Origin of the sequence: Microbacterium sp. Leaf179, assembly GCF_001423785.1 — a bacterium.
Taxonomy (GTDB): Bacteria; Actinomycetota; Actinomycetes; order Actinomycetales; family Microbacteriaceae; genus Microbacterium.
The window spans coordinates 169,392-195,931 of record NZ_LMPH01000003.1; the positions used below are offsets into that span (position 1 = coordinate 169,392).

Sequence of the window (26,540 nt, forward strand, 5' to 3'; positions counted from 1 at the left end):
TTACTGCGGACCCTCGACGAGCACGAGGCTCTGCCGGGTGTCGGCGAGCTTCACCCACCCGTCACCGAACAGGTAGGTGATGCCGTACCCGTCGCCGTCCTTGCTGATCGCCCACGAGGGGTCCTCGGTGATGTAGGTGCCCGCGTCGCCGACCTCGCGACGCCAGCCCGAGGCGACGAGCTCCTTCTCGGCCGCCGCGGCGTCGGTGTCGTCGATGCGTGCCCAGCCGAACATCTGCACGCGATCGGTCGTGATCTTCTGATCACCCCACTTGCACTGGATGCCCTCGTCGAGCTCGATGCTTCCGATGCGGAACGGCTCGGACTGCGCACTCCACCCCAGGCTGACGAAGTCGTCGGCCGTCGCCCGGGGAATGATGTTCTGGCAGGTCGGGTCTTCTGCGACGGGGTCGGTGGTCGGTGTGACCTCGGGCTCTGCGGAGGCCGACGGCGTCGAGGTGACCGTTCCCGCCGGTGCCTCCTGAGGCGCTGCCGGTCCCGAACACCCCGCGAGGATCATGAGGGCGACGGCGGTCAGCGTCGTCGTCGAGAGCGCGAGGGCGAGGGGACGGCGCCTCACGAGGCGTCCTCGTGCAGCAGGGCGAAGAACGCGTCGTGCAGCAGGCCATTGGTCGCGAACGACGACTCGGCGTCCAGACGGTCGGAGCCGTCGAAGGCCGTGAAACGTCCGCCGGCTTCGCGCACGATGGGGGCGATGGCGGCGATGTCGTACTCCTTGACTCCGAATTCGGCGACGAGTTCCAGCCGACCCTCGGCGAGCCACATGTAGGGCAATGCGTCACCGTAGGCACGATCACGCCACACCGCTCGCGTGAGACGCTCCAGTGCGGGAAGGTGATCGACGTCATCCCACTGCTCGATGCTTTGGAAGCTGATGCTCGCAGCCGACACCTGGTCGACGCCCGAGACATGGATGCGGCGCTCGTCGCCGGTGGCGGTGGTCGTCCACGCGCCCTGCCCGGTGGCGGCCCACCAGCGTCGACCGATCGCCGGCTGGCTGACCACGCCGATCTGCGGTACGCCGTCGACGGTGAGGGCGATCAGCGTCGCCCAGACCGGGATGCCGCGCATGTAGTTGTGGGTGCCGTCGATCGGGTCGATGACCCACCGGCGCGCGGTGTCGCCCGAGGTGCCGAACTCCTCGCCCAGGATGGCGTCGTCGGGCCGCTCGGCATCGAGGATCGCGCGTATCGCGCGCTCGGTGGCGAGGTCGGCTTCGGTGACGTGGGTGCGGTCGGGTTTGGTGTCGATGCGGAGGTCGGCCGCGTCGAAGCGTTCCATGGCGACCGCGTCGGCGGCGTCGGCCAGCCGCAGCGCGAGGGCGAGGTCGTCGGTCAGATCCGTCGAGGTCGCGGAGGGGGCAGCAGTGGAGGACACCGCACCAGGATAACCGGCGCTCCTGGCACGATTTGGTGTCGCCGCGTCATGCCTGGTAACGTAATCCCTCGGTTCGAGACGCCGATTTCGAACTGTGAAGACGCACCTCTAGCTCAATCGGCAGAGCAATTGACTCTTAATCAATGGGTTCTCGGTTCGAGTCCGAGGGGGTGCACCACCTCCGAAATTCCCCTCTCGCCTCACCAGGGCGAGGGGGGATTTTCGCATTTTCGGGGCGATTCTCCGGGTGCCTGTCGGTTGTCCCGCGGCAAGATGGAGGTGCCCGCGCGTGCTCGTCGCGGCGCAGACGGGGGATGCCATGGCCGACGACGAACTGTGGGACGTGACCGACGTGCAGGGCACTCCGACGGGTGGGCTGCACCGCCGGGGGGATGGACCGGTGCCGGAGGGCTCGTTCCACATCGTGGCCTCGGTGTGCGTCGTCGCCCCGAGCGGTCGGGTGCTGATGAGCCGACGCGCCGAGGGGAAGGACTACCCGCTCGCGTGGGAGTTCCCCGCGGGCAGTGCCCTTCGAGGAGAGTCGAGCCGCGGCGGGGCGGTCCGCGAACTCGAGGAGGAGACCGGTATCGCCGTGGCCCCGGATGACCTCGTCCTCGTGGGGCGTGTCGTGGAACCGAGCGCGCTCTTCGACCTCTGGGTCGCGCGGGTAACGAGCGAGGTCACTCCGATCCCAGACCCGGAAGAGGTTCTGGAGGCCGAGTGGGTCACGCTCGACGTCGTGCACGAGCGGTGGAAGGACGGTGTCTTCGCCACGCCGTGGAACATGCGGTTCGATCAGCTCTGGGACGTGCTGGGGGAGCGGGTGCGTGAGGGCGGGGCTGCGGCTGCGGGGGCGTAGGGCTCCGTCGCGCTTCGCTCGGTCAGAATGGCGGCGGGTCTGTCTCGACTTCGTGGCCGCGCGGGGACGTCCACGCCGAGGGGACGGGGGCGTAGAGCTTCGTCGCGCTTCGCTCGGCCATAACCGCGGCGGATCTGTGTCGATCTCGTGGCCGCGCGGGACGTCCGCGCCGAGGGGACGGGGGTGTAGAACTCCGTCGCGCGTCGCTCGGTCAGAACGGCGGCGGGTCTGTCTCGACCTCGTGGCCGCGCGGGGAGGTCCATCGCACATCGCCGGTGTCGGGATCGCGGGAGGGACTCCAGCGCGATTCGTGCCGCAGTCGGTGATGATGTCGACACTCGGGTTCGAGATTGTCAGCGTCCGTCGTGCCGCCCTCAGCCCATGCCGTGAGGTGGTCGATGTCGCAGTCCCGTGCGCTCCGCGCACAGCCGGGGAACACGCACGTCGGTGAGGTGACGCCCAACCACCGGCGCAGCGCGGCCGTGACGCGATACGACGTGCGATCGAGCGCCAACGGAGCCCCGCTGAGCGGGTGCGTGAGCAGACGGGTCCAGCTCGTGGCGCCACCCGCGAGGCGACGGGCGGTGTCGAGGTCGATCGGACCGTACCCGTCGAGAGTCGCCGGTCCGTCGTCGCCGCCGAGGAGCGTCAGCGCGGGAACGGTCACGACGATCGAGGCGCGCGAGAGGGCGGGGCGCGCGTTCTTCACGCGTGGGTGCGCCGTGGCCTGTTCGGGAGTCCGCGGGGTGGTTGTGGAGCTGACCGGCACTGTGGGTGTCGCGGTGGCTGGTGTCGAGCCTGGTCGCGCGCCGTCGACCGTGTCGGCTCCGTCCAGCATGTCGGCCAGCGTGTCGGCGCGCAGCTGCGCCAGTGTCCGCTCTTCGTTGGGGGTCGCGCGCAGGTGTCGGGCGAACCGGTCGACGCGCGCCATCGCCGCGTGGGCACGATCCGCGGGCAGCAGCGCGCTCAGTGTCGCCATGCCATCGAGTTCTGCCGTCACCCAGACGCCGCGGTCGCGAGCGGCTCGTGCGTGTCGCTGCTCGAGGGAGTCGGCGTGGACGCGTTCGCGAAGCGCGCGCGCAGCCACGACGAACTTCGCGGGGGTCAAGGTGCGCGCGCGTTCCGAGGCGCCGTCGTCGAAGGCCGCCCACGTCTCGGGGCTGTCGGGCAGGCTGTCCGCGAGACGAGCGGTCTCGACGGCATGTCGCTCCGAGGTGCGCCCCTCGGCGAAGTCGTTCCAGGTGCGCGGGCAGCGTTCCCGCATGCCCTCTGCCTGCGAGCCGCGGACGCGAACCGTCTGTTCGGAGAGGCGCAGGCGCACGGCGATCTCGGCCACGGCCGCGCGCTGCGCCAGGTCGCGCCGGTCGCGCGCGATGGCCGCGGCCCCACGACGTCGCGGGTCGCTCCCCACGCCGTCGAGCGTGGGGTCGGGGCCGACCCAGGGTTCGGGATCGATGGTCGCGCGGCTCACGAGAAGCGCGATGAGTCGGTACCCCTCGGCGGTGGCCCGGCGCTGCGTCACCGCTGCGACCTCGAGCGCGCGGAGCAGATCGTCGACGTCGGCGTCGCCGTCGACGAGCGGCGGGCTCGCGACCTCGCCATCGTCTGCCCTGGGGGTCGAGACGTCGTGCGCCGACCTGGTCGAGCCGTCGTGCACGGTGGGGGTCGAGCCGTCCTGCGATGCGCTGGTTAAGCCGTCGTGCGCGGTGGGCGCCGGGTCGTCGCCGCCGGGGTCGTCGTCAGAGTCGACGATGGCGGTCGACCTGTCGATCTCCGCCCACGAGAACTCGCCGAGCGGACGCTCGTCGGCATACTCATCGCCGTCGAGAAGCCCCAGCTCTCTTGCCCAGAGCGTGTCCGCTTCGAGCTGCAGATCTCGGGCGCTCGGAGGCGGCACATCGCGCCACCATTCGACGGCCCGGCGGCTGTCGTTCACGGGGGCGGAGAGGCTCATGCCGAGACGGTATCGGCAACCTCCGACATCGGCGGAATGGTCGTCGACGGGCACACTCCGCGATCGATCCGGTGCCGGAGAATGCTCGATTCAGGGCGTCGGCGTACACCTCACGCCTCACCGCGACCACCCGAAACCGCGTCCACCGCCGAAGGCCCGCACCCCCACCCGATCACGCCCCTGGAACGCCCCGGTTACGAAGACCCCTCACACCGACGAAGGGCCCCGCCCCGCGACCCACGCCGCAGACCGAGGCCCCTCACCCCGCCCCGTCAGGCGGCGTCGCCGATCAGCACCGCAGCGCCCTCGTCCGCGGCATCCGCGTGTGCTCCGTCGATGTGGGCCAGCAGGCGGCGTCCGAACAGGATGCACGCGCTCGAGATCACGACCGACACCGCGGCCATGACGTACGGCACTCCGGCGCCGTAAGCGTGCCAGAGCAGCGCGGCCAGCGGGGGAGCCACGGCCCCGCCGAGGAACCGCACGGCCGAGTAGGCCGATGACGCGACCGAGCGCGGAAGGTCGGTGGCCTCCATGACCGCTTCGGTGAGCGCGGTGTTCACCACGCCGAGCACGAGACCTCCGACGACGATGCAGACCACCAGTGCCGTGGCCGACGACACCACGAAGGCGGCGACCAGCAGATCGACGGCCAAGAGCGGCAGGGCGATCAGCAGCACCGTCGTCAGGCGCAGGTGCCGAAGCAGCAGCGGGGCGACCCACACGCTCGTGACGGCGAGCCCCAGGCCCCAGCCGAAGAACGTCAGGCCGATCCCCATCGCCCCGAACCCCAGCGGGAACGGCGAGAAGGCGAGCAGGGTGAAGAAGCCGATGTTGTAGAAGAGCGCGGTCGCCGCGAGGATCGCCAGCGCGGGGCGACCGAGAGCACGGAACGGCGCGCTGAACGCGATCGGCCGCCGCTCGGGCGTCGGTCCGCGCAGCAGCAGGGTGACCGCCACGAACGCGATCGCCATGAGCACGACCACCCCGAAGAACGGTCCGCGCCAGCTCGCCTCGCCCAGGATGCCGCCGAGCAGCGGCCCGATGGCGATGCCGAGGCCGAGTGCCGCCTCGTACAGGATGATGGCCGCCGAGCTGCCGCCGGATGCGGCTCCGACGATGGTGGCCAGCGCCGTGGAGATGAAGAGGGCGTTGCCGAGGCCCCAGCCGGCGCGGAAGCCGATCACGGCATCCACGCTGCCGCTCAGGGCGCACAGCAGCGAGAACACCACGATGAGTCCGAGGCCGACCAGCAGGGTCGCCTTCGCGCCGATGCGGCTCGAGATCCAGCTGGTGACGAGCATCGCGAGTCCCGTGACCACGAGGTAGCTCGTGAAGAGCAGCTCGGTCTCGACGGGGCTCGCCTGCAGGGCGTCGGCGATGGCGGGGAGGATCGGATCGACCAGGCCGATACCCATGAAGGCGACGACGCAGGCGAACGCCACCGCCCACACCTGTGCGGGCTGCTTCCAGACGCTGGGAGTGGTGCCGCTCATCGACCGGCTCCGATCGTCTCGGGCGCGGGGGTGGGCTGCAGGCCCACGCGGGCCGACAGGGCGCCGGCGGCGACGCGCACGGCGTCCCATTCGGCATCCGTCAGATCCGCCACGTGCGGGGCCAGGGCTGCGCGCAGCGACTCGAACCAGCGGGTGAGCGCCTCGATCCCGGCGTCGGTCGCGGCGATCACGCTGACCCGCGAGTCGGCGGGGTCGGCCTGTCGGGCCACGAGCCCCGCGGCGTCCATCTGGTGGACGAGGCGGGTCATGCCGGGCTGGGTCACCCGGCTGAGGGTGGCCAGGTCGCCGAGGCGCTGGGGGCCGTGGTCGCGCAGCAGCGTCAAGGTGCGCCACTGCGCGCCGGGGGCGTCGTTCTGGGTGTCGATGGCCGCGATGCGCGTGAGGGCGTGCACCGCGAGCAGGAGTTTCTGCAGGTCGTCGTCGCGGGTCATACAAAAAGCATACCGCAGGTATATACCGGGGGTATCTAACGCGAGCCGAGGCGCGTCGACAGCTGGTGCGCGTGCGAGAGCAGGATGCGCCCGAGCTCCGCCAGCCGTTCGCCGCCGAAGCGGAACTCCACGCCCGTGAGGCTCAGCGCCCACTGCGGGTCGCCGTCGCGGGTGAACACGGCCGCGCCGATGCCCCAGCTGCCCTCCACGATGAGCCCCGGGTTCACCGCGTAGCCGCGTGCCTTCGTATCGCCGATCCGCGTGCGCAACCGCGCGGGCGAGTGCGAGGCGCCCCACTTCTCGACGAGTTCCGGATGCCGCTCGAGATACGCGTCCACATCCTGGGGTGGAAGGAACGCGAGGATCGCCAGGCCGGCCGACGCGACGCCCAGCGGGAACCGCACGCCCTCCGACAGCACGAACGAACGAATGGGGAAGCTGCCGTCCTCGCGGACGAGGCAGACGGTCTCGTCCCCGCGACGCACCGAGAGGAACGCGCTCTCCTCGGTGCGGACGGCGAGCGAGCGCACGATGTCGCGCGCCGTCGCGGTGATGTCGAAGCGGGATGCCGCGACGCTCCCCATCAGGTACAGCTCCGGCCCCGGAAGCCAGTGCCCGCTGTGCTCGTCACGGTCGACGAGGCCCTCGGCGCGAAGGGCCGTGAGCAGCCGGTGCGTGGTCGGGCGGGTGAGGTCGGCGTCGCGGGCGAGGTCGCCGACTGTCGCGCCGCGTGCGCCCGCCGCCGTCACGAGGCGCAGCAGGTGCGCGGCCCGGGCGATCGCCTGAGCGCCGGGCACCCCGCGCCCGCCCGCGGACGGGGTGGGCGATCCGCCGCGTCGACCCGCGCCGTCGTCGGGGTCGATTCCGGATGCCGTGTCCACGATGTGGACGCTACGCCCCGACCCATCCACATGGCAAGAACCCACTGCCGGTCCCGGCGCTCGCCGGAGCAGCATGGGACGACGCAGACACGAAGGAGTTCGCGTGATCGACAAGACCTGGAGCTCGGCCGCCGAGGCCGTCGCCGACATCCCCGACGGGGCGTCCCTGGCCGTGGGCGGGTTCGGCCTGTCGGGCAACCCCATCGCCCTCATCGAAGCGGTGCTCGCCCAGGGCACCCGCGACCTCTCGGTCGTCTCGAACAACTGCGGCGTCGACGACTGGGGACTCGGCATCCTGTTGGGGGCCGGACGCATCCGCAAGATGACCTCGTCGTACGTCGGCGAGAACAAGGAGTTCGAGCGGCAGTTCCTCTCGGGCGAACTCGAGCTGGAACTCACGCCCCAGGGAACGCTCGCCGAGAAGCTGCGTGCGGGGAGTGCCGGTATCGCCGCCTTCTTCACCCAGACCGGCGTGGGCACGCAGGTGGCCGAGGGGGGTCTGCCCCGCCGCTACGACGGATCCGGGGGCATCGCGGTGGCCTCGCCCCCCAAGGACGTGCGCACGTTCGACGTGAACGGCCAGCCCCGGGAATTCGTGCTCGAAGAAGCGATCACGACCGACTTCGCCCTCGTGCACGCCTGGAAGGGCGACCGCCACGGCAACCTCGTGTTCCGGAAGGCGGCGCGCAGCTTCAACCCCCTCGCGGCGATGGCCGGGCGCACGTGCATCGTGCAGGTCGAGACCCTCGTCGAACCGGGCGAGATCGAGCCCGACGCCGTGCACCTGCCCGGGGTGTTCGTGCACCGCATCGTCGAGGTGGGCGAGGTCGAGAAGCGCATCGAGAAGCGCACGGTGAGCGGGAGCGCCCGATGAGGTCCCGCGTGTGCCTGGCTCGGTCCCGTCGCCGGACGCCGATCGCCTCCGCCCCGTCCGCGTCGACCGAGAAGAGGATCTGACATGCCCCTGACCCGCATCGAGATGGCCGCGCGTGCCGCCCTCGAACTCGCCGACGGCGCCTACGTCAACCTCGGCATCGGCCTGCCCACCCTCGTGCCCAACCACGTGCCCGACGGCGTGACCGTCGTGCTGCAGTCCGAGAACGGCATCCTGGGCGTCGGTCCCTATCCGACCGACGACGCCGTCGACGCCGACCTGATCAACGCCGGCAAAGAGACGGTGACCACCCTCCCGGGAGCCGCGTTCTTCGACTCCGCGCTGAGCTTCGGCATGATCCGCGGGGGGAAGATCGACGCCGCAATCCTCGGGGCGATGCAGGTGTCGGCATCCGGCGACCTCGCGAACTGGATGATCCCGGGCAAGATGGTCAAGGGCCCCGGCGGCGCGATGGACCTCGTGCACGGAGCGGCTCGCGTGATCGTGCTCATGGAACACGTCGCCAAAGACGGAACGCCCAAGATCGTCGACACCTGCTCGCTGCCGCTGACCGGCCGGGGCGTCGTCGACCGCATCATCACCGACCTGGCCGTCATCGACGTGACCGACGAGGGGCTCGTGCTCACCGAGCTCGCCCCCGGTGTCACCATCGAAGAGGTGCAGGATGCCACCGAGCCCGCCCTGATCGTCGCGCCCGGCGTCGCCGCACGGCCCTGACGGCCCCGCTCCACCGTCTCCCCGACCGGAAGGACACCCCATGTCACTCGACACCGCCATGTCACACGACACCGACGTCGTCATCGTCGCCGCCGCCCGCACGCCCCAGGGGCGGCTGAAGGGGCAGCTCGCCCCGCTCACCGCCGTCGAGCTCGGCGCCGCGGCGATCCGCGGGGCGCTCGAACGCGGCGGGATCCCGGCCGCGTCGGTCGACGCGGTGCTCGTGGGCCAGGTGCTGCAGGCCGGGGTCGGGCAGAACGCCGCGCGCCAGGCGGCCCTCGCCGCCGGCATCGGCTGGGACGTGCACGCCGCGACGGTCAACAAGGTGTGTCTGTCGGGCCTCACCGCGATCATCGACGCCGCGCGCATGCTGCGCCTCGGTGACGCCACGGTCGTCGTCGCCGCCGGTATGGAGTCCATGACCCGCGCGCCGCACCTGCTGATGAACTCGCGCGAGGGCTACGCCTACGGCTCGGTCGAGGTGCTCGACCACCTCGCCCACGACGGGCTGACCGACGCGTACGACCACGAGAGCATGGGCGCGTCGACCGAGCGGGCGAACACGCGGTACGAGGTGTCGCGCCAGGATCAGGATGCCGTGGCCGCCCGCTCGCACCAGCGGGCCGCCGCCGCGCAGGCGGCCGGGGTCTTCGACGCCGAGATCGTGCCCGTGACCATCCCGCAGCGCAAGGGAGAGCCGCTCGTCGTGCGCGCCGACGAGGGGATCCGCGCCGACACCACGGTCGACACCCTGGCGAAGCTGCGCCCCGCCTTCGCGGAGGGCGGGTCGATCACGGCCGGCAACGCCTCGCAGATCTCCGACGGCGCCTCGGCCGTGGTCGTCACCACCCGTCGCATCGCGGCCGACCACGGCTGGGACGTTCTCGCCGTGGTGGGCGCCGCCGGCCAGGTCGCCGGCCCCGACAACTCGCTGCACGCCCAGCCCGCACGCGCGATCGCCCGTGCCCTCGACGCGCAGGGGCTGACCGCGGGCGACCTCGACCTCGTCGAGATCAACGAGGCCTTCGGCGCGGTCGTCGCCCGCTCCCAGGCCGAACTCGGCCTGTCCGACGACGTGGTCAACCCGCACGGCGGCGGCATCGCGATCGGTCACCCCATCGGAGTGTCGGGCAACCGCCTCGTGGTGCACGCCGTGCACGAGCTGGTCAAGCGCGGCGGTGGCACGGCGGCCGTGGCGCTCTGCGGCGGCGGCGGCCAGGGCGACGCGCTGATCCTCACCCGCGAGAACGTCGCCGGCTGAAACACGGAACGGATGCCGCGACCTCGAGGCCGCGGCATCCGTTCGCCGTCAGGGGGGTCAGCGCGCGAGGCGCTTCTTCAGCAGCTTCTGCTGCTTCTTCGAAACGGGGGAGTCGCCCGCGATGACCTTGCCGCGGCGTGCGCGACGGGTGTCGACGACCGACCCGATGGCTAGGGCCAGGGTGATGCCCCAGCTGAGCCACGCGAGCGCGACGCGCCACGTGAACGGCTCGTCGTTGCGCAGGGCACGCAAGAGCGTGACGCCGCCGGTGATGGCGCTGAGAAGACCGGTTCCGAAGATGTACTGGCGCATGCGCCCAACCTACCCAGGGTGGGGGAACGCACGCCGCGCCTTGACACGGTGACGCGCCGACGCGTCGATCGACCGAGCTCGGACGCCGCGTCGACCGCGGGAGCGCGCCACGGTCCGTCGACGCTCGTGTCGCATCCCGTCCAGCCCCCTGCGCGTTTCCGCACCGCTGTTAGCCTGAGAGCAATCCCCGAGGAGGACCTGTGACCCAGGCCGAGTTCGTCGTCGTCGCCAATCGTCTGCCCGTCGATCGCACCCCCGACGGCGAGGGATGGCGGCGATCCCCGGGAGGGCTGGTCACCGCCCTCGAGCCCGTCATGCGCAGCGCCGAGGGCGCCTGGGTCGGCTGGGCGGGTCAAGCCGACGTCGAGGTCGAGCCCTTCGAGTTCGACGGCACGCTGCTGGTGCCGGTCACCCTGTCGGCCGCCGACGTGCAGCTGTACTACGAGGGCTTCTCCAACGACACGATCTGGCCGCTCTACCACGACGTGATCTCGCCGCCCACGTACAAGCGCGCCTGGTGGGAGGCCTACGTCCGGGTGAACCAGCGCTTCGCCCGGGCCGCTGCCGACGTCACCGCCGAGAACGGCACCCTGTGGGTGCAGGACTACCAGCTGCAGCTCGTACCCAAGATGGTGCGCGAGCTGCGCCCCGACGTCACGATCGGGTACTTCCACCACATCCCCTTCCCCGCGTACGGCCTGTACTCGCAGCTGCCGTGGCGCAAGCAGGTGCTCGAGGGGCTCCTCGGCGCCGACGTCATCGGCTTCCAGCGCGTGGCCGACGCCGGTAACTTCGCCCGTGCCGTGCGGCGTCAGCTGCGCTACGAGACCAAGGCCAGCGGCATCCTGGTGCCCGACGGCGAGGGCGGCACGCGCGTCGCGCTCGCGAAGGCGTTCCCCATCTCGATCGACGCCGAGTCGTACATCGAGCTCGCGCAGCGCCCCGACATCCAGCAGCGCGCCCGCGAGATCCGCGAGGGTCTCGGCAACCCGCGCAAGATCCTGCTCGGCGTCGACCGCCTCGATTACACCAAGGGCATCCGTCACCGCCTCAAGGCGTGGGGCGAGGTGCTCGAAGACGGTCGCGCCACGGTCGAAGACGCCACCCTCGTGCAGGTCGCGAGTCCCAGCCGGGAGCGCGTCGACGCCTACATGCAGTTGCGCGACGAGATCGAGATGACCGTCGGGCGCATCAACGGCGACTACGACACCACCACGCACACCGCCATCCGCTACCTGCACCAGTCCTACCCGCGCGAAGAGATGGTGGCGCTGTTCCTCGCCGCCGACGTCATGCTCGTCACGGCGCTGCGCGACGGGATGAACCTCGTGGCCAAGGAGTACGTCGCCAGCCGCATCGACAACCGCGGAGTCCTCGTGCTGAGCGAGTTCGCGGGTGCCGCCGACGAGATGGGCAGTGCGCTGAGGATCAACCCGCACGACATCGACGGGCTCAAGGATGCCGTGATCCGCGCGATCGACATGCCCGCGGCCGAGCAGGGACGACGCATGCGCACTCTGCGCAGGCGCGTGCGCGAGCACGACGTCGAGGCCTGGTCGCGCGGCTTCCTCGAAGCACTCTCGGCCTTCCACGACAAGACCAGCGCGACCGCCGCGGTCGAGGTCGAGGCGGGCACCGAGGGCGAGGACGCCCGATGACCGCGCCCGACGCGGCCATCGAGGCCGTCGCCACCACCGAGACCCTGCTCGTCGCCCTCGACTTCGACGGCACACTGTCGCCTCTCGTCGACGAACCGCTCACGGCCCGCATGACCGCGGGGGCGCGCGCGGTGGTCGACGAGCTCGCCGCGCTTCCCCGCACGACAGTGGCCCTCGTCTCGGGCCGGACCCTCGCCGATCTGCGCGTCATCGCGGAGCACGGCGACGACTCGCCGATCTGGTTGGCGGGTTCGCACGGCGCGGAATTCCGGATGCCGGGGGAGCAGGCGACGGTCTCGTCCGACGCGGCGGCCGACACCGCCGACGGGACCCCGGCCGACATCACTGACGAGACCGCGCTGCGCGACCTTCTCACGGCCGAGATCTCGCGCGCCGTCGCCGAGATCCCCGGCGTGCGCATCGAACCGAAGCAGTACGGCCTCGGCGTGCACACCCGCACGGCGGACGCCGGGGGAGCCGAGGCCGCGCGCGCCGCGGCCGATCGACTGGTGCAGGCGCAGGCGCCGACCTGGCGTCGGCGCACGGGCCACGACATCCTCGAGTACTCCTTCCGTCACGAGGGCAAGGACTCCGCGGTGCGGCACCTGCGCGAACGCCTCGGCGCCACCGGCGTGCTGTTCGCCGGAGACGACGTCACCGACGAAGACGCCCTCGCCTCGCTCGAGCCGGGCGACCTGGGGGTGCGCGTGGGCGGGGGAGAAACCGTCGCTGCCTTGACGGTCTCCGACATCGACGGGTTCGTCGAGGTGCTCGAGACGGTGGCGCGGCTGCGCGCCGCGCATACCGGCTGAGAGCGCATCCCGTCGGCGCACATCCGACCGTGACCGGTAATCGAAGGATCGCGCGTCGACGGGCGTGGCAGGGTCGGCACGCGCAATAGACTTCAGCAATGCCCGCACCGCAGAATCCGAACAACGGCGAGTTCGACATCAAGCCCCGCAGTCGCGTCGTCACCGACGGCATCGAAGCCACCACGTCGCGCGGAATGCTCCGCGCGGTCGGCATGGGTGACGAGGACTGGGACAAGCCCCAGATCGGCATCGCGTCGAGCTGGAACGAGATCACGCCCTGCAACCTCAGCCTCGACCGCCTCGCTCAGGGTGCGAAAGAGGGGGTGCACTCCGGCGGCGGATACCCGCTGCAGTTCGGCACCATCTCCGTCTCCGACGGCATCTCGATGGGCCACGAGGGCATGCACTTCTCGCTCGTCTCGCGCGAGGTCATCGCCGACAGCGTCGAGACCGTCATGATGGCCGAGCGCCTCGACGGGTCGGTCCTTCTCGCCGGTTGCGACAAGTCGATCCCGGGAATGCTCATGGCATCCGCCCGTCTCGACCTCTCGAGCGTCTTCCTGTACGCCGGCTCCATCGCCCCCGGCTGGGTCAAGCTCAGCGACGGCACCGAGAAGGACGTCACGATCATCGACTCCTTCGAGGCCGTCGGTGCGTGCCTCGCGGGCAAGATGAGCGAAGCCGACCTCAAGCGCATCGAGTGCGCGATCGCCCCGGGCGAGGGCGCGTGCGGCGGCATGTACACCGCCAACACCATGGCCTCCGTCGCCGAGGCCCTGGGCCTCAGCCTCCCCGGCTCCGCCGCACCGCCGTCGGCCGACCGTCGCCGCGACTACTTCGCCCACCGTTCGGGCGAGGCCGTGGTCAACCTGCTGCGCCAGGGCATCACCACGCGCGACATCCTCACCAAAGAGGCGTTCGAGAACGCCATCGCCCTCGCCATGGCGCTCGGCGGCTCCACCAACGTCGTCCTGCACCTGCTCGCGATCGCCAACGAGGCCGAGGTCGACCTCGACCTGCACGACTTCAACCGCATCGGCGACAAGACGCCGCACGTCGCCGACATGAAGCCGTTCGGCCAGTACGTCATGAACGACGTCGACCGCCACGGCGGCATCCCGGTCATCATGAAGGCCATGCTCGACGAGGGCCTCCTGCACGGCGACGCGCTCACCGTCACGGGCAAGACGCTCGCCGAGAACCTCGCCGACCTCGACCCCGACCCCGTCGACGGCAAGGTCATCCACTCGTTCGACAACCCGATCCACGCCACCGGCGGCATCACGATCCTGCACGGGTCGATGGCGCCCCAGGGTGCGGTCGTGAAGTCGGCCGGCTTCGACGGCAACGTCTTCGAGGGCCCCGCGCGCGTGTTCGAACGCGAGCGCGCCGCCATGGACGCCCTCGAGGCGGGTCAGATCGCCGCCGGCGACGTCGTCGTCATCCGTTACGAGGGCCCCAAGGGCGGCCCCGGTATGCGCGAGATGCTCGCCATCACCGCCGCCATCAAGGGCGCGGGTCTCGGAAAAGATGTACTACTCTTGACGGACGGTCGATTCTCAGGCGGCACAACCGGACTCTGCATCGGCCACATAGCTCCCGAAGCGGTGGACGCAGGTCCTATCGCCTTCGTGCGCGATGGTGATCTGATACGGGTCGATATCGCCGCTCGCACCCTCGACTTGATCGTCGATGAGGCCGAGCTGAGTTCCCGCCGTGAGGGCTGGGAACCGCTCCCCCCGCGCTATACCCGTGGCGTTCTGGCCAAGTACTCCAAGCTCGTGCACTCCGCCGCGGAGGGCGCGGTCACGGGCTGACGGCCGTCCCCTTCTCACCTTCTCTGGTTCTCGAGGTACCACCATGTCCGTCGATTCCACCACGGCCATTCCCCGGCCGCCCGCACGCACCGCACCGGCACCCGTGCTCACGGGTGCGCAGGCGGTCGTCCGATCGCTCGATCTTCTCGGGGTGACCGACGTGTTCGGTCTTCCGGGCGGGGCGATCATGCCCGTCTACGACCCCCTCATGGACGACGAGAACGTCCGCCACATCCTCGTGCGCCACGAGCAGGGCGCCGGCCACGCGGCCGAGGGGTACGCGGCCGCATCGGGGCGCGTCGGCGTGGCGATCGCCACGTCGGGCCCCGGTGCGACCAACCTCGTCACCGCCATCGCCGACGCCTACATGGACTCGGTCCCGCTGGTGTGCATCACCGGTCAGGTGTTCTCGACCCTCATGGGCACCGACGCCTTCCAAGAGGCCGACATCGTCGGCATCACCATGCCGATCACGAAGCACTCCTTCCTGGTCAAGGCCGCCGACGAGATCCCCGCTGCCATCGCCGCGGCCTTCGAGATCGCCTCGACCGGTCGTCCCGGCCCCGTGCTCGTGGACATCACGAAGGACGCGCAGCAGGCCGAGGCGCCCTTCGTCTGGCCGCCCAAGATCGACCTGCCCGGCTACCGCCCGGTGACCAAGGCGCACGGCAAGCAGATCCAGGCCGCGGCGCAGCTGCTGGCCACCGCCAAGAAGCCCGTGCTGTACGTGGGCGGCGGCGCGATCCGTTCGAACGCCTCGGCCGAGCTCAAGGTACTCGCCGAAGCGACCGGCGCCCCCGTGGTGACGACGCTCATGGCGCGCGGCGCGTTCCCCGACTCGCACGACCAGCACCTCGGCATGCCGGGCATGCACGGCACGGTGCCCGCCGTGCTCGCGCTGCAAGAGAGCGACCTCATCGTCTCGCTCGGCGCGCGCTTCGACGACCGCGTCACGGGCAAGGCGGCGCTGTTCGCCCCCCACGCCCAGGTGGTGCACGTCGACATCGACCCCGCCGAGATCTCGAAGATCCGCTTCGCCGACGTGCCGATCGTGGGCGACCTGCGCGAGGTTCTCATCGACCTCGAGGCCGCCTTCCGCGCCGCAGACGCCGAGCAGCCGCACGACTACACCGAGTGGTGGACGTACCTGAACGGACTCCGCGAGGAGTTCCCGCTCGGATACGCCAAGACGACCGACGGTCTGCTGTCGCCGCAGCAAGTGATCCAGCGCATCGGTGAGATGACCGGACCCGAGGGCGTGTACGCCTCGGGCGTCGGACAGCACCAGATGTGGGCCGCGCAGTTCATCAAGTACGAGCGTCCCAACGCGTGGCTCAACTCCGGCGGTGCCGGCACGATGGGCTACGCCGTTCCCGCGGCCATGGGCGCCAAGGTGGCCCAGCCCGAGCGCGCGGTGTGGGCGATCGACGGCGACGGATGCTTCCAGATGACCAACCAGGAGCTCGCGACCTGCGTCATCAACGACATCCCGATCAAGGTCGCGATCATCAACAACTCCTCGCTCGGCATGGTGCGCCAGTGGCAGACGCTGTTCTTCGACGGACGCCACTCCAACACCGACCTCAACACCGGGCACGGCACGCGACGCATCCCCGACTTCGTGAAGCTGGCCGAGGCGTACGGCTGCCTCGGCATCCGGGTCGAGAGCGAAGACGAGATCGACGCCGCCATCCAGCTCGCGCTCGACACGAACGACCGCCCCGTGGTGATCGACTTCGTCGTGAGTGCCGATGCCATGGTGTGGCCGATGGTGCCGCAGGGCGTCAGCAACAGCTACGTCCAGTACGCCCGCGACCACTCGCCCACGTTCAGCGAGCAGGAGGACTGACATGTCGAGGCACGTGCTGAGCCTCCTGGTGGAGGACAAACCGGGTCTGCTGACCCGCGTCGCCGGGCTCTTCGCCCGTCGAGGCTTCAACATCGAATCCCTCGCCGTGGGCGTGACCGAGGTGCCGGGACTGTCCCGCATCACCGTCGTCGTCGACGTCGAGGGGCTGCCGCTCGAGCAGGTGACGAAGCAGCTGAACAAGCTGATCAACGTCATCAAGATCGTCGAGCTCGACCCCGCGGCATCCGTGCAGCGCGAGCACGTGCTCGTGAAGGTGCGCGCCGACAACTCGACGCGCGCCAACGTGCTCGAGGTCGTGAACCTGTTCCGCGCCTCGGTCGTCGACTACGCGTCCGACGCCATCGTGATCGAGATCACCGGCGACAAGGGCAAGGTCGAAGCGTTCCTGAAGGCCATCGAGCCCTTCGGCGTGAAGGAGCTCGCGCAGTCGGGTCTGCTCGCGGTCGGTCGCGGCGGCAAGAGCATCACCGAGCGCGTCCTGCGCGGCTGAGCTTTTTCACTCCCATTCACCAGCGGCCCCGGAGCGGGCCACGATTCAAGGAGAAACATCCTCATGGCAGAGATCTTCTACGACGACGACGCCGACCTCGCGATCATCCAGGGCAAGAAGGTCGCCATCGTCGGCTACGGCTCGCAGGGCCACGCGCACGCGCAGAACCTCCGCGACTCGGGCGTCGAGGTCACCATCGCCCTCAAGGACGGCTCCAAGTCGGCCGCCAAGGCGCAGGAAGACGGCTTCGAGGTCAAGAACGTCGCCGACGCGGCCGAGTGGGCCGACCTCATCATGATCCTGGCGCCCGACCAGCACCAGCGCTCGATCTTCGCGGACTCCATCAAGGACAAGCTGACCGCGGGCAAGACCCTCGCCTTCGCGCACGGCTTCAACATCCGCTTCGGCTACATCGACGCCCCCGAGGGCGTCGACGTCATCCTCGTCGCCCCCAAGGCCCCCGGCCACACCGTGCGTCGCGAGTACGTCGCGGGTCGCGGCATCCCCGACATCATCGCCGTCGAGAGCGACGCCTCGGGCTCGGCCTGGGACACCGCCCTCTCGTACGCGAAGGCCATCGGCGGCACGCGTGCCGGCGTCATCAAGACCACCTTCACCGAAGAGACCGAGACCGACCTGTTCGGCGAGCAGGCCGTGCTCTGCGGTGGCATGAGCCACCTCGTGCAGGCGGGCTTCGAGACCCTCGTCGAGGCCGGCTACCAGCCGCAGATCGCGTACTTCGAGGTGCTGCACGAGCTCAAGCTCATCGTCGACCTCATGTGGGAGGGCGGCATCGCCAAGCAGCGCTGGTCGATCTCCGACACCGCCGAGTACGGCGACTACGTCTCGGGCCCCCGCGTCATCTCGTCCGACGTGAAGAAGAGCATGCAGGGTGTGCTCGCCGACATCCAGTCGGGCGCGTTCGCCGAGCGCTTCATCGCCGACCAGGACAACGGCGCCCCCGAGTTCCTCGAGCTCCGCGAGAAGGAGCAGGGTCACCCGATCGAGGCCACCGGCAAGGAGCTGCGCGGTCTGTTCGCGTGGAAGCAGCAGGACAGCGACTACGTCGAGGGCTCGGCCGCGCGCTGAGTCCGTCCACTCGAACGCCCCGGAACCTTGCGGTTCCGGGGCGTTCGATGTTTCCCGAGGGGGCGACGGTCATCGGATGCCGCGTGCCCGGCCGTCGCTCGAGTTCCCGTCCGGCGGGGCGCGAGCGGCGGGCGGGGGAGCGACGCTACCGTGGACGCGTGAGTACTCCGCGCGATGACGACGCCCTCTCGTGGGGCGGTGACGACGATCCGACGCTCGACGTCGGAGACAAGCGCGCCGCCGAGCATCCGAGCGGTACCGGGCCCGACCCGCTCGTCCCCGAGCCGCGGCCCGAACCCCTCGTGCCCGAGCCGGTCCACCGTCCCGAGGCGGACGCGCCCGCCGCTGACGCCCCCGTGCACGAGACCGCCGCGGACGCGCCGGTCGAACCGGCTCCCGACGACACCGCGGCCGCGCGGAGCGCGGCGCCCCTCGGCAACGCGGGTCTCGTCGGCATCGGCATGGTGGCCGCGACCTTCCTGCTCTTCGCCGTCGGCTGGTTGCTCGCCGGTCGGCAGCTGCAGGGACTCGGGATCCCGATCCCCGAGGTCACCGTCGTCGCGATGACGATCGGTGCCACTCTCGCCCCGATCGTGTGGTTCGTCGCCGTGCTCGTGCTGACGCGCGGGTGGCGCACCTGGCAGCGGTTCCTGCTGCTGATCCTGGGCATCGTCCTGCTCGTTCCCTGGCCCTTCCTGTCGATGGGATCCCTCGCATGAGCGCGCCCGCCCGCACGCGTCACCTGCCCACCGGCCTCGTCGTGACCATCGCCGGTCTCTTCGGCCTCTTCTACGCCTACGTCGTGTGGAGCGCGGTCGCGCTGCTGATCCTCCAGGCCACCGGCCCGCTCGGCCTGAACGGACTCGGGTGGGTCGTCTACATCCTCCCCATCGTGTTCCCCCTGCTCGCGTTCGGCGCCGCGTTCGCGATCGGCCAGCGGCGCAAGGCGGGGGAGTTCGCCATCGTCCTCCTCGCGGGTCTGACGCTGTCGGCCGCGTTCTGGCTGGCCATCGTCGGGTACGGGACGACCTCGTACGGGCTCTACGGCGGGTGAGCTGAGCCGCTGACGTCACCGCGCGATTCGCGGCGTCCGCTGTTGGCGCCCGGTTCCCGGCATCCGGAACTCTCCGTCACACGGTCGGGGGCGTCCTCGGCTCCGCGCTAGGCTGGCAGACGGCCCGCACGCTTCGCGCTTCCGGTTCGCGCCGGACAGGCACAGGGGTGCGCGCCGGTCCCCACGCACCGTTTCGAAGGACGCATCCGTGACGAAGCCCGTCGTGCTCATCGCCGAAGAACTCTCTCCCGCCACGATCGACGCGCTCGGCCCCGACTTCGACGTGCGCAACGTCGATGGGACCGACCGCCCCGCGCTGCTCTCGGCTCTCGCCGATGCGCACGCGGTGCTCGTGCGCTCGGCCACCAAGATCGACGCCGAGGCCCTGGCCGCGGCGCCCTCGCTGAAGGTCGTCGCCCGCGCCGGTGTCGGTCTCGACAACGTCGACATCAAGTCGGCCACCGCGGCCGGCGTCATGGTGGTCAACGCGCCGACGTCGAACATCATCTCGGCCGCCGAACTCACCGTCGGCCACGTCCTGAGCCTCGCGCGCCACATTCCGGCGGCGCACGCCTCGCTCGCGCAGGGCCTGTGGAAGCGCAGCTCGTTCACCGGCACCGAGCTGTTCGAGAAGACCATCGGCATCATCGGTCTGGGTCGCATCGGCGCCCTGATCGCCGCCCGCCTGCAGGGCTTCGACATGCGGGTCATCGCCTACGACCCCTACGTCACCGCCACCCGCGCCCAGCAGCTGGGTGTGCAGCTGGTCTCGCTCGACGAACTGCTCGAGCAGAGCGACTTCGTCACCATCCACATGCCGAAGACGCCCGAGACGACCGGCATGATCGGCGCCGAGCAGCTCCGCCGCATGAAGACGTCGGCCTTCGTCATCAACGTCGCCCGCGGTGGCCTCATCGACGAGAACGCGCTGTACGAGGCCCTCACCACGGGCGAGATCGCCGGTGCCGGACTCGACGTGTTCTCAACCGAACCCCCCGCAGAAGACGGGCCGGCGCGTCGCCTGCTCGACCTGCCGAACGTCGTCGTCACCCCGCACCTCGGTGCGAGCACCGACGAGGCGCAAGAGAAGGCCGGAGTCTCGGTCGCCCGCTCGGTGAAGCTCGCCCTCGAGGGCGACCTGGTGCCGGATGCCGTGAACGTCGCCGGTGGAGCGATCGATCCGTTCGTGCGCCCCGGTATCGCGCTCGTCGAGATGCTCGGTCAGTTCTTCAGCGGCCTGGCCGACAGCGCCCTGACCAGCCTCGACATCGAGGTACGCGGCGAGCTGGCGCAGTACGACGTGAGCGTGTACCGCCTCGCCGCCCTCAAGGGGATCTTCAGCCAGATCGTCAGCGAGACCGTCTCGTACGTCAACGCCCCGCTCTTCGCCGAGCAGCGCGGTGTCGAGGCTCGACTGGTCGTCGAGGCCGAGAGCCCGCTGTACCGCAACATCACCATCCTGCGGGGAACGCTGTCCGACGGCTCGACGCTGACCGTGGCGGGTACTCTCGCCGGCACGCGCATGGTGCCCAAGGTCGTCTCCATCAACGGCTACGACATCGAGGTGCCGATCGAGCAGCACCACCTCGTCATGCGGTACGCCGACCGCCCCGGCATCGTCGCCATCTACGGCCAGAAGCTGGGCGAGGCGGGCATCAACATCGCCGGGCTCCAGGTGGCGCGGCCCGATGCGACCGGCCGCGCCCTCTCGGTGCTCACCGTCGACTCGCCCGTTCCTGACGACATCCTCAGCGCCATGCGCGAGGCCGTGAACGCCGACCTGTTCCGCCAGATCGAGATCGTCGAGGGCTGAGACCCGCACGGCATCGGGGGAGGGGGTCGCGGTTGCGGCCCCCTTCGTCGTGTGTCCGGCCCCCACGGCATCCGTGCTCAGAGGGTGCAGGACGGGGCGCCGGGCGGTCATGTCACGCGGTCTTGGGATGTACCTCACTCGAAGAAGGAAGCCGCGTCGTCGGGATGAACGCCTCGGGGCTGCGGGCGAAGAGAGAGGTGATTTTTTTGCCTCAGGTTCCGATAGCCCTCCTCTCTGCCCAGTGATTTCGGGCTTCTCAGACTGTCCCCCGAACGGCGGACAAGCGATGTGGTGAGAACGTTCCGGCATGAAAAGTCTCAGTTCCCACACCCTCGGCACCGGCATCGCCCCGGAACCGTCCATCTCGCAACGCGTAAGACGGTCGCGGGGTCTCAGATCTGTGGCCGTCGTGGGAGCAATTCTGATGAGCACGCTTGCTCCCACGGCGTCGGCCCATGCGCAGTGGGGAGCTCCTCCCCCTCAGCAGTACTGCTCTTCATCAGTAGGGTGTTACATCAACCCCTCGACGGGTCGCCCGGTTTACACGACTGTTGGTCCGGACCTGTCTGCGAGAGAACGAGCTCTCCTTGGTCAATGTCAATTGCGGCTCGCGGGGAGCGGCTTCGCCGCCGCTGGAGGCATACTGGGGCGCAACTGGCTCGCCATTCTCGGCGCGGCCTCCAACGGCGGAGCCGCGCTGATTGGTCCCTGCAAAGATTTGTGGAATTCGACGTCTCGTTTCAGGAGGGGATGAGAATGAGGAGCTTGATCATGCTCAACGCGATGCTCATCGCGATCGGGGTCGCGTTCATCGCTGTCGGGGTTCTCACCATTCGGGCCGACGCAGTCGTCGGTTATCTTGGAGCAGCCGGTGGTGTCCTGCTTGTCTCAGGTGGCGTCATAGCACTGGTGAAGACTCGAAAGTCATCGCCGAAGCCATGAGCGGCATCCGGACGGCGTGCGATGAGGACGCGTATCCGCCCTAGAGACGTCTTAGGTGGTCGCCGAGACGACGGCCTCGATCAGCTTGTCGAGGTCGGCGCCCTCGAGCGCGGGGCCGGGAACGGCGTTGAGGTCGAGTACGGCGTTGAAGTACAGGCCGTCGCTGACCAGCAGCACCATCTGCAGGGCGGTCTCGTCGCGCGTGTGCGCGCGCAGACTCTCTTCCCAGAGTTCGCGCACGCGGCGGAGAGAGGCGGATGCCGTGTCGTTGCCGTTCTGCGCCAGTCTCGACACCGCGAGGATCGTGACGTCCAGTGCCGAGCCGGTGTTCTGCGAGGAGCGCAGGTGCGCGGACACGACGCCCTCGGTGGAGTTCTCGATCTCGGCGACGTCTTCGCGGGCGAGGTGCTCGAGGCGCTCGACCAGGGCGGCCTCGAGGGCGCTCTTGGAGTTGAAGTGGTAGAGCAGGCCGCCTTTCGACACCCCCGCGGCGCGGGCCGTCGCATCCATGGTCGCCGCGCGTTCACCGTCATCGACCAGGATGCGGGTGAACGCATCGAGGACGGCGTCGCGGGCGAGTGGGGGGCGGCTCATGGCTCCTCGATCGTACTGGCGGATGGGGCTGACACTCTGTTACTATACCGGCTGGACGGTTAAGAAACGGAATCCGGAAATGCTCACCTCGTCGTTGCCCACCCATGAGATCACCGTGACCCGCGCGGGGTGGCGGGGATGGTTCGCGCTGGCGGTGCTCATGCTGCCCGTGCTGCTCGTCTCCGTCGACAACACGGTGCTGAGTTTCGCGCTGCCCGAGATCTCGCTGGCGCTGCAGCCGTCGAGCATCGAGCAGCTGTGGATCATCGACGTCTACCCGCTCGTGCTGGCCGGGCTGCTCGTCACCATGGGCACCCTCGGCGATCGCTTCGGTCGCCGCCGCATGCTCCTCATCGGGGCCATCGGCTTCGCCGCTGTGTCCGCTCTGTCGGCGTTCGCGCCCACCGCGGCCCTGCTGATCACCGGTCGCGCCCTCATGGGCGTCTTCGGTGCCATGCTCATGCCGTCGACGTTGTCGCTGCTGCGCACCATCTTCCGCGACCGCGATCAGCGCCGCATCGCCATCGCCGTCTGGGCCTCCGGCTTCTCGGCCGGTGCCGCTCTGGGCCCCATCGTCGGCGGCTTCCTGCTCGAGCACTTCTCGTGGGGCTCGGTGTTCCTCATGGCCGTACCCGTGCTGGTGCCGCTGCTGATCCTCGCCCCCTTCTTCGTCCCCGAGAGCCGCGACCCCGCCCCGGGTCGTTTCGACCCCCTCAGCGTGCTGCTCTCCCTCGCCACCATGGTGCCGATCGTCTACGGCATCAAGAAGCTGGCCGTCGAGGGACCGATCTCGCTCGCACCCGTGCTCTTCGTCGTCGGCGTCGTTTTCGGCTGGCTCTTCGTCCGTCGACAGCGTCGCCTCCCCTCGCCCATGCTCGACATGACCCTGTTCCGCCAGGGCACCTTCTCGGGCGCCATCCTGGTCAACCTGCTCAGCGTGGTCGGCCTGGTGGGCTTCCTCTACTTCGTGGCTCAGCACCTTCAGCTGGTGGTCGGGCTGTCGCCGATGGTCGCGGGCTTCGCCCTGCTCCCCGGACTCGTGTTGATGATCATCTCGGGTCTGGCCGTCGTGGCCGTGGCGAAGCGTTTCTCGCCCCGCATCGTCGTGCCCGTCGCGCTGTCGTTCTCGGTGGTGGCGTACGTGATGGTCGCGATCTCCACGGCCGACCTCGCCCTGCTGATCATCGCCTTCGCGCTGCTGGGCATCGGCATCGGCGCCGCCGAGACGGTGTCGAACGAGCTCATCCTCTCCAGCGCGCCGTCCGCCAAGGCGGGCGCGGCCAGTGCGGTCTCCGAGACCGCGTACGAGGTGGGTGCCGTGCTCGGCACGGCGGTACTCGGTGGCATCCTCGCCGCCTTCTATCGAGCGCAGCTCGTGCTGCCGGCGGGTCTGCCCGAAGGGGCAGCGCAGGCTGCGCGCGAGACTCTGGCCGGAGCCGTGGCGGTGTCGAACACCCTCTCCGACCCCTCTCTCGCTGAGTCGCTGCGCCTGGCGGCGGCGCACGCCTTCGACTCGGGCGTCGTGATCACCGCGCTCATCGGTGCGGGGCTGATCGTCGTCGCCGCCGTGATCGCTGCCACTACCCTGGGAGGATCCCGCAGCACGTCGAAGAAGTGACGTGCCCCGAGCTCTGAGGAGAGCGATGTCGCGTGTCGTGAAGCTGGCCGTCATTCCCGGTGATGGCATCGGTCCCGAGGTGGTCGCCGAGGCCGTCAAGGTCCTCGACGCCGTCACCGCCGCATCCGACGTCACGTTCGAGAAGACCCCGTTCTCGCTCGGCGCGGGTCGCTACCTCGAGACCGCCGACACGCTCACCGACGACGACCTCGCCGCCATCGCCGCACACGACGCGATCCTGCTCGGCGCGGTCGGGGGAGTGCCCGGCGACCCGCGCCTGAAGAACGCGAACATCGAACGCGGGCTGCTGCTGAAGCTGCGTTTCGCGCTCGACCACTACGTCAACCTGCGTCCGTCGAAGCTGTACCCCGGAGCCTCCGGCCCGCTCGCCGACCCGGGCGAGATCGATTTCGTCGTCGTGCGCGAGGGCACCGAGGGGCCCTACGTGGGCAACGGCGGCTCCATCCGACAGGGCACCCCGCACGAGATCGCGAACGAGACCTCGGTCAACACGGCCTTCGGAATCGAGCGCGTCGTCCGCTACGCCTTCGCCCTCGCCGAACGTCGCCGCCAGACGCTCACCCTCGTGCACAAGACCAACGTGCTCGTGCACGCGGGCGGCATGTGGAAGCGCATCGTCGACGCGGTGGCATCCGAGTTCCCGGGGGTCGCCGTAGACTACCTGCACGTCGACGCGGCAACCATCTTCCTGGTCACGAACCCGGGCCGCTTCGACGTGATCGTCACCGACAACCTCTTCGGAGACATCCTGACCGACCTGGCCGGCGCCGTCACCGGTGGCATCGGCCTCGCCGCATCGGGCAACATCAACCCCGACGGCGCGTTCCCCTCGATGTTCGAGCCCGTCCACGGATCGGCGCCCGACATCGCGGGCACCCAGAAGGCCGATCCCACGGCCGCGATCCTCTCCGTCGCCCTGCTGCTCGACCACCTCGGGCTCACCGACGAATCCGCCCGCATCACCCGCGCGGTCGAGAGCGACATCGCGAGCCGCGCCGGCGCCCGCACCACCGCCCAGATCGGCGACGCCATCGCCGCCGGCGTCCAGGCGTAACCTGGACGGATCGGCCCGCATCGCCTCCGCGCAATCGACAGATTTTGGATCACTGATGACGACCATCGACACCGACCCCGACACCGGACTCGACCCGCTCGAGTTCTCGGTCACCCGTAACCTCGCGGCCAAGAACGCGGCCGATCGCGACGCGATCCTGGCCGCTCCCGGCTTCGGGCAGAGCTTCACCGACCACATGGTCGACATCTGCTGGTCGGTCCGCGGCGGCTGGCACCGCCCGCGCGTCTCGCCGTACGGCCCGATCTCGCTCGACCCGGCCGCGGCCGTCCTGCACTACGGCCAAGAGATCTTCGAGGGCATCAAGGCCTACCGCCACGCCGACGGATCGGTGCACACGTTCCGTCCCGACCAGAACGGTCGCCGTCTGCAGCGCTCCGCGCGGCGCCTGGCGCTGCCCGAGCTGCCCGTGCCGTACTTCCTGCAGTCGCTGCGCGAGCTCATCGCCGTCGACGGCGCCTGGGTGCCCTCCGGCGAAGACCAGAGCCTGTACCTGCGCCCGTTCATGTTCGCGAAAGAGGCGTTCCTGGGCGTGCGTCCCGCGCACAAGGTCGCCTACTACCTCATCGCGAGCCCGGCCGGCGCCTACTTCAAGGGCGGCGTGAAACCGGTCTCGATCTGGCTGAGCGAGGACTACTCGCGCGCCGGCAAGGGCGGCACGGGAGCGGCGAAGACCGGCGGCAACTACGCCGCCAGCCTGCTGCCGCAGTCCGAGGCCTACGAGAACGAGTGCGACCAGGTCGTCTTCCTCGACCAAGACCGCAACGTCGAAGAACTCGGCGGCATGAACGTGGTGTTCGTCTACGAAGACGGCACGATCGTCACCCCGCAGTCCGACTCGATCCTCGAGGGCATCACGCGCGACTCGCTGCTGCAGCTGGCCCGCGACCGCGGTCACCACGTCGTGGGGCGCAACGTCTCGCTCGACGAATGGCGCCAGGGGGTGGCATCCGGAGACATCGTCGAGGTGTTCGCCTGCGGCACCGCCGCCGTCGTCACCCCGATCGGTCTGCTCAAGGGCCGCGACTTCATCGATGAGCAGCCCACGGGCACCCTGGCTCTCGAGCTGCGCCAGGAGCTCACCGACATCCAGTACGGTCGCGCCGAAGACAAGCACGGCTGGCTCTACCGCCTCGATGCCTGAGTCGTGGCGACGGACGGAGGGACTCCCGGGCGACCGGGGGTCCCTTCGTTTTTCATCGAGGGCGGCCGCGCCCGTGCCCGATGAACGCGTTCCCTCCCGAGACACTCCGCGCCGCGGCGTGTGTCGCGAGGATCGGCGTTCATCGCGGGGGAGCGGTCTGCGCGGGCCTGGCCCGTCGTCGCACCGGTGCAGGGCGGGCCAGCGACAGGGCGTGCGTGTCGGGCCGGAGACAGGGCGTGCGCCTGGGGCCGTGCGCCTGGGGCCGGGCCGCTCGTCGGGCCAGCGCCCGGACGGCCGAGACGGGCGTGTCGGAGCCCGCCGA

The 26,540-nt window shown here is 70.0% G+C and carries 25 protein-coding genes and 1 tRNA gene; 18 read left to right on the top strand and 8 right to left on the bottom strand.

Annotated features, from left to right (window positions below):
- Both ASF96_RS12280 and ASF96_RS12285 read right to left on the bottom strand, forming a co-directional pair.
- Positions 1 to 579 (bottom strand): hypothetical protein, encoded by a 579-nt coding sequence (locus ASF96_RS12280; protein ID WP_055939732.1) that lies wholly within the window; start codon positions 577 to 579, stop codon positions 1 to 3.
- Positions 576 to 1,397 carry an inositol monophosphatase family protein gene (locus ASF96_RS12285; protein WP_055939734.1) on the bottom strand — a complete coding sequence of 274 codons (822 nt, stop codon included), beginning with the start codon at positions 1,395 to 1,397 and terminating at the stop codon, positions 576 to 578. Before ASF96_RS12285 ends, ASF96_RS12280 begins: the two co-directional genes overlap by 4 nt.
- Before the next feature lie 102 nt (positions 1,398 to 1,499).
- Between ASF96_RS12285 and ASF96_RS12290 the strand changes: the two genes are divergently transcribed.
- Positions 1,500 to 1,575: transfer RNA gene (locus ASF96_RS12290), tRNA-Lys, on the top strand.
- Between the two features lie 111 nt (positions 1,576 to 1,686).
- Positions 1,687 to 2,256, top strand: coding sequence for an NUDIX hydrolase (locus ASF96_RS12295; RefSeq protein WP_055939736.1), 570 nt, complete (start codon positions 1,687 to 1,689; stop codon positions 2,254 to 2,256).
- Positions 2,257 to 2,467: 211 nt separating this feature from the next.
- On the opposite strand, the gene ASF96_RS12300 is transcribed toward ASF96_RS12295, so the two are convergent.
- The 4 genes from ASF96_RS12300 to ASF96_RS12315 form a co-directional block, all read right to left on the bottom strand.
- Positions 2,468 to 4,210: an HNH endonuclease signature motif containing protein gene (locus ASF96_RS12300; RefSeq protein ID WP_082509672.1), complete on the bottom strand. Its 1,743-nt coding sequence runs from the start codon at positions 4,208 to 4,210 to the stop codon at positions 2,468 to 2,470.
- Between the two features lie 272 nt (positions 4,211 to 4,482).
- Positions 4,483 to 5,706 (bottom strand): MFS transporter, encoded by a 1,224-nt coding sequence (locus ASF96_RS12305; RefSeq protein ID WP_055939740.1) that lies wholly within the window; start codon positions 5,704 to 5,706, stop codon positions 4,483 to 4,485.
- Complete coding sequence (locus ASF96_RS12310; RefSeq protein ID WP_055939742.1) at positions 5,703 to 6,158, bottom strand: MarR family winged helix-turn-helix transcriptional regulator; 456 nt, start codon at positions 6,156 to 6,158, stop codon at positions 5,703 to 5,705. Before ASF96_RS12310 ends, ASF96_RS12305 begins: the two co-directional genes overlap by 4 nt.
- 35 nt (positions 6,159 to 6,193) lie before the next feature.
- Positions 6,194 to 6,955 (bottom strand): IclR family transcriptional regulator, encoded by a 762-nt coding sequence (locus ASF96_RS12315; protein ID WP_055940026.1) that lies wholly within the window; start codon positions 6,953 to 6,955, stop codon positions 6,194 to 6,196.
- A gap of 187 nt (positions 6,956 to 7,142) precedes the next feature.
- Here ASF96_RS12315 and ASF96_RS12320 point away from each other — a divergent pair, with 187 nt between their 5' ends.
- From ASF96_RS12320 to ASF96_RS12330, 3 genes are all read left to right on the top strand, one after another.
- Positions 7,143 to 7,913, top strand: coding sequence for a CoA transferase subunit A (locus ASF96_RS12320; RefSeq protein WP_055939744.1), 771 nt, complete (start codon positions 7,143 to 7,145; stop codon positions 7,911 to 7,913).
- 84 nt (positions 7,914 to 7,997) lie between these two features.
- Positions 7,998 to 8,651, top strand: a complete 654-nt coding sequence (locus ASF96_RS12325; RefSeq protein ID WP_192013239.1) for a 3-oxoacid CoA-transferase subunit B — start codon at positions 7,998 to 8,000, stop codon at positions 8,649 to 8,651.
- Between the two features lie 58 nt (positions 8,652 to 8,709).
- A complete protein-coding gene (locus ASF96_RS12330) occupies positions 8,710 to 9,912 on the top strand; it encodes an acetyl-CoA C-acetyltransferase (protein WP_055940030.1) in 1,203 nt (400 codons plus the stop codon).
- Between the two features lie 57 nt (positions 9,913 to 9,969).
- Here the strand turns inward: ASF96_RS12330 and ASF96_RS12335 are convergent, their stop codons facing one another.
- Complete coding sequence (locus ASF96_RS12335; protein WP_055939745.1) at positions 9,970 to 10,224, bottom strand: hypothetical protein; 255 nt, start codon at positions 10,222 to 10,224, stop codon at positions 9,970 to 9,972.
- A gap of 200 nt (positions 10,225 to 10,424) precedes the next feature.
- On the opposite strand from ASF96_RS12335, the gene ASF96_RS12340 reads away from it, so the two are divergent.
- From ASF96_RS12340 to ASF96_RS17015, 10 genes are all read left to right on the top strand, one after another.
- Positions 10,425 to 11,882 (top strand): alpha,alpha-trehalose-phosphate synthase (UDP-forming), encoded by a 1,458-nt coding sequence (locus tag ASF96_RS12340; RefSeq protein WP_055939747.1) that lies wholly within the window; start codon positions 10,425 to 10,427, stop codon positions 11,880 to 11,882.
- On the top strand, positions 11,879 to 12,694 hold the full coding sequence (otsB, locus tag ASF96_RS12345; protein WP_055939749.1) for a trehalose-phosphatase: 816 nt from the start codon (positions 11,879 to 11,881) through the stop codon (positions 12,692 to 12,694). Before ASF96_RS12340 ends, otsB begins: the two co-directional genes overlap by 4 nt.
- A 98-nt stretch (positions 12,695 to 12,792) precedes the next feature.
- A complete protein-coding gene (ilvD, locus tag ASF96_RS12350; protein WP_055836440.1) occupies positions 12,793 to 14,511 on the top strand; it encodes a dihydroxy-acid dehydratase in 1,719 nt (572 codons plus the stop codon).
- Between the two features lie 43 nt (positions 14,512 to 14,554).
- Entirely contained in the window at positions 14,555 to 16,360 is a 1,806-nt protein-coding gene (locus tag ASF96_RS12355) for an acetolactate synthase large subunit (RefSeq protein WP_055939751.1), read from the top strand.
- A 1-nt stretch (position 16,361) separates the two neighbouring features.
- Positions 16,362 to 16,871, top strand: coding sequence for an acetolactate synthase small subunit (gene ilvN, locus ASF96_RS12360; RefSeq protein WP_055836445.1), 510 nt, complete (start codon positions 16,362 to 16,364; stop codon positions 16,869 to 16,871).
- A gap of 63 nt (positions 16,872 to 16,934) precedes the next feature.
- Positions 16,935 to 17,960, top strand: a complete 1,026-nt coding sequence (ilvC, locus tag ASF96_RS12365; protein ID WP_055836447.1) for a ketol-acid reductoisomerase — start codon at positions 16,935 to 16,937, stop codon at positions 17,958 to 17,960.
- A 158-nt stretch (positions 17,961 to 18,118) separates the two neighbouring features.
- Positions 18,119 to 18,679, top strand: coding sequence for a hypothetical protein (locus ASF96_RS12370; RefSeq protein WP_055939753.1), 561 nt, complete (start codon positions 18,119 to 18,121; stop codon positions 18,677 to 18,679).
- The gene (locus tag ASF96_RS12375) at positions 18,676 to 19,014 is read left to right on the top strand and encodes a hypothetical protein (protein ID WP_055939755.1); all 339 of its coding nucleotides are present in this window, start codon (positions 18,676 to 18,678) and stop codon (positions 19,012 to 19,014) included. The genes ASF96_RS12370 and ASF96_RS12375 overlap by 4 nt, the downstream gene beginning before the upstream one ends.
- Before the next feature lie 208 nt (positions 19,015 to 19,222).
- On the top strand, positions 19,223 to 20,827 hold the full coding sequence (gene serA / locus ASF96_RS12380; protein WP_055939757.1) for a phosphoglycerate dehydrogenase: 1,605 nt from the start codon (positions 19,223 to 19,225) through the stop codon (positions 20,825 to 20,827).
- 720 nt (positions 20,828 to 21,547) lie between these two features.
- Complete coding sequence (locus ASF96_RS17015) at positions 21,548 to 21,769, top strand: hypothetical protein (protein WP_156458856.1); 222 nt, start codon at positions 21,548 to 21,550, stop codon at positions 21,767 to 21,769.
- A gap of 51 nt (positions 21,770 to 21,820) precedes the next feature.
- On the opposite strand, the gene ASF96_RS12385 is transcribed toward ASF96_RS17015, so the two are convergent.
- Positions 21,821 to 22,363, bottom strand: a complete 543-nt coding sequence (locus tag ASF96_RS12385) for a TetR/AcrR family transcriptional regulator (RefSeq protein ID WP_055939758.1) — start codon at positions 22,361 to 22,363, stop codon at positions 21,821 to 21,823.
- A gap of 79 nt (positions 22,364 to 22,442) precedes the next feature.
- On the opposite strand from ASF96_RS12385, the gene ASF96_RS12390 reads away from it, so the two are divergent.
- The 3 genes from ASF96_RS12390 to ASF96_RS12400 are packed head-to-tail and all read left to right on the top strand — an operon-like array spanning position 22,443 to position 26,218.
- Positions 22,443 to 23,981, top strand: coding sequence for an MFS transporter (locus ASF96_RS12390; protein WP_055939760.1), 1,539 nt, complete (start codon positions 22,443 to 22,445; stop codon positions 23,979 to 23,981).
- 25 nt (positions 23,982 to 24,006) lie between these two features.
- Entirely contained in the window at positions 24,007 to 25,056 is a 1,050-nt protein-coding gene (locus ASF96_RS12395) for a 3-isopropylmalate dehydrogenase (protein ID WP_055939763.1), read from the top strand.
- A gap of 55 nt (positions 25,057 to 25,111) precedes the next feature.
- Complete coding sequence (locus ASF96_RS12400; protein ID WP_055939765.1) at positions 25,112 to 26,218, top strand: branched-chain amino acid aminotransferase; 1,107 nt, start codon at positions 25,112 to 25,114, stop codon at positions 26,216 to 26,218.
- The last annotated feature ends 322 nt before the right edge of the window (positions 26,219 to 26,540 follow it).